Genomic DNA, 2,309 nt, shown 5'->3' on the forward strand with positions numbered 1-2,309 from the left:
AACAATGACCATCGGAACAGTGAAGTTTTTCAACGACAAAAAAGGCTTCGGCTTTGTGGCGCCGGATGGCGGCGGCAAGGACGTTTTCGTGCATGCCAGCGCGCTTGAAGCACGCGGCCTGCGTACCCTCAGCGAGGGCCAGCGGATCAGCTTCGATATCCAAGCTGACGCAAGAGGCTCCAAAGCAGCCAATGTCGCTGCTGCTTAAGCAATCGCAGCGGTACAAAGTTGAGGCGGACGCCTTGCGTCCGCCGTTTGGCTTTGAAGCGACTTATCGGCTCACTTTGGGAGAGATGTCATGATCACTCGCTCGATCCAGGCATCGCGCGATCTCGCTCGCCGGAACGCACAGAGAGTCTTCGAGCAAGCCGACGCGAAAAGAAGCCTTGCCCGAACCGTCGCGGAAGACGAGCGCGATGCCATCAATGCGAAGACCGCCAAATTGCGCGCGTTGCGGCTCGCCAAGGAAGAAGAAGATCGCCTGAAAGGCGTTTCCGGCTGAACGCCGTAAGTTCCATCGATGAAGGGGCATGGCAAACCGAAGCGGCACCGGCTGCTTCAGAAAGCATGAGCATGTGTAAGAATCGCGCGATGCGAACCACCGTGCCCGGACTCGGAGAGAGCGTGACTTCGATTTGGCACGCGCCCGAATTGCTTCGGTCCGAAGCCATCGACGCTTCTGTGCCGCCTGCGGGTGAGTGCGAAGCGACGATAGCGGTCGCGTCTGCGACCAAGGACTGAAGGTTGGCCGCGGGGGATATTCAATCAATATCCCCCGCGCCGCCTTCTCTTTACCGGAGAAACCCATGCAGACCCGCACGACATTGCGTACCGTCACCTTTCGTCGATCGTTCATTCTGGACGGTTTCGATCGACAGCAACCTGCCGGCAACTACACTGTAGAGACCGAAGAAGAAGTGATCGGCAGCGCCACGCTTCCAGCCTATCGCCATATCGGATCGACATTCTTTTTGAATGCCACAGGATCGCGGCGGCGGCACTTTCCGTTCGATCCGCAAGATCTCGTTGAGGCCCTGGAGCGCGATAGATTGCCATCGGGCAAACTGGAATACTGCTCGCCTGGAGCATGGCGGGGCATGGATCGGGTCCGGCGCAATCGCGCCGGGTGATGTCTCATGGCACGGCGACGACGGCCGTTGTGGCGATAGAAATCGCGAAATTGCCAAGGGGACAAATGCGCCGATTTGGTCAGCAATTGTCAGGATCGGAATTGCGCGCTGGCGCTCCCAACGGGAATCGAACCCGTGTTTCAGCCTTGAGAGGGCCGCGTCCTAACCGCTAGACGATGGGAGCGTCAGGGCTTGCTTATACCGGCGGGGGTCGTTTGCCTCAAGCGAGGCGGACGGGGTGGAAAGCGCGGTTCGCGTGGACGAAGGCCTTCAAATCCCTGCCCGCGGCGATCAGCCAGAGGAAATTTTCGTCGGTTGCTTGTGCGAGGTCGCGGGACGAAGGCTCGGCGCGGCCGTTCGGATGGGAATGGTAGCAGCCGAGAATCCGGCGCTGCGTCCCGCGCAAAGTACGCAGCAACTCGATGTGGCGAGCGGGGTCGATTTCGAAACTGTCGCTGGCGGCGGCGAGGTTGCGGGTGGGATGACAGGCGAGCGCGCGTGCCTCCTGCTTTATATATGTGCCTTCGATCAAGCCGCAGCATTCGGACGGCTGGGCGGCGAGCGCTTCGCGGGCGATCTGGTCGCGCAAGGTCTGCGGCAGGATCAGCGTGGCGATCATCTACCTTGCGTCTGGATGCGCCCGACGAGATGGCCGGTTCCGGTGTCGACGATGTAGATGCTGTCGCGGCCTTGCGTTTTCACACGCAGTATCAATCGGTCGGACTGGACTTCGCTCGATACGATCTGCGCACCCTCAGGCAGCGAAATGGTGTTTTCGAGACCTGTGGCGTTGGGCGCGGATTTGACGTGGAAACGGGTGAGCGCTCCGACCACGAGCAATCCGAACGCAATGATGATAAGAGCGCCCAAGAGGATGACGACAGCCTTTAGCCCGCGATAGCTTGCGGTGTTTTTCACGTCTTCGGGAGCGGCAGTGCCAGACGAAAGATCAGACGGGTCGGACAAGGAGAATTCCTCCGGAACGATGCGGGCGGCTGCCGTCGAAGCCGATCAGGCGGGATTGCGCCTTGACCGTTTTCTGGCCGCGAGCTTTGCCGATCTCAGCCGCTCGCGCTTGCAGGCTTTGATCGACGAAGGCGCGGTTTTTCGGGCGGGCGCGACCATAAGAGACGGCAATACCAGGGTCAAACCGGGCGAAATCTATGAGGTGCGCGTGCC

7 protein-coding genes and 1 tRNA gene are annotated in these 2,309 nt (G+C 60.2%); 5 read left to right on the forward strand and 3 right to left on the reverse strand.

What is annotated here, in order from left to right; all coding sequences use genetic code 11:
* Positions 1-4: 4 nt before the first annotated feature.
* The 4 genes from VHB22_RS04105 to VHB22_RS04120 all read left to right on the forward strand — a co-directional run bounded on the left by VHB22_RS04105 (position 5) and on the right by VHB22_RS04120 (position 1,130).
* Positions 5-208: a cold-shock protein gene (locus tag VHB22_RS04105; RefSeq protein WP_325455693.1), complete on the forward strand. Its 204-nt coding sequence runs from the start codon at positions 5-7 to the stop codon at positions 206-208.
* 90 nt (positions 209-298) lie between these two features.
* Positions 299-502: a hypothetical protein gene (locus VHB22_RS04110; protein ID WP_325455687.1), complete on the forward strand. Its 204-nt coding sequence runs from the start codon at positions 299-301 to the stop codon at positions 500-502.
* Positions 503-573: 71 nt separating this feature from the next.
* On the forward strand, positions 574-741 hold the full coding sequence (locus VHB22_RS04115; protein ID WP_325455688.1) for a hypothetical protein: 168 nt from the start codon (positions 574-576) through the stop codon (positions 739-741).
* Positions 742-806: 65 nt separating this feature from the next.
* Positions 807-1,130 (forward strand): hypothetical protein, encoded by a 324-nt coding sequence (locus VHB22_RS04120; RefSeq protein ID WP_325455689.1) that lies wholly within the window; start codon positions 807-809, stop codon positions 1,128-1,130.
* A gap of 109 nt (positions 1,131-1,239) precedes the next feature.
* Here VHB22_RS04120 and VHB22_RS04125 read toward each other — a convergent pair.
* The 3 genes from VHB22_RS04125 to VHB22_RS04135 all read right to left on the reverse strand — a co-directional run bounded on the left by VHB22_RS04125 (position 1,240) and on the right by VHB22_RS04135 (position 2,096).
* A tRNA-Glu gene (locus tag VHB22_RS04125) sits at positions 1,240-1,314 on the reverse strand.
* Positions 1,315-1,350: 36 nt separating this feature from the next.
* Entirely contained in the window at positions 1,351-1,749 is a 399-nt protein-coding gene (locus tag VHB22_RS04130; RefSeq protein WP_325455690.1) for a M67 family metallopeptidase, read from the reverse strand.
* Positions 1,746-2,096, reverse strand: coding sequence for a DUF6476 family protein (locus VHB22_RS04135; protein WP_325455691.1), 351 nt, complete (start codon positions 2,094-2,096; stop codon positions 1,746-1,748). The genes VHB22_RS04130 and VHB22_RS04135 overlap by 4 nt, the downstream gene beginning before the upstream one ends.
* A 19-nt stretch (positions 2,097-2,115) precedes the next feature.
* Here VHB22_RS04135 and VHB22_RS04140 point away from each other — a divergent pair.
* The coding region (locus tag VHB22_RS04140) for a S4 domain-containing protein (RefSeq protein WP_325455692.1) at positions 2,116-2,309 on the forward strand (194 nt) is incomplete at its 3' end.

This window comes from Hyphomicrobium sp. (genome assembly GCF_035548195.1).
Lineage (GTDB): Bacteria > Pseudomonadota > Alphaproteobacteria > Rhizobiales > Hyphomicrobiaceae > Hyphomicrobium_B.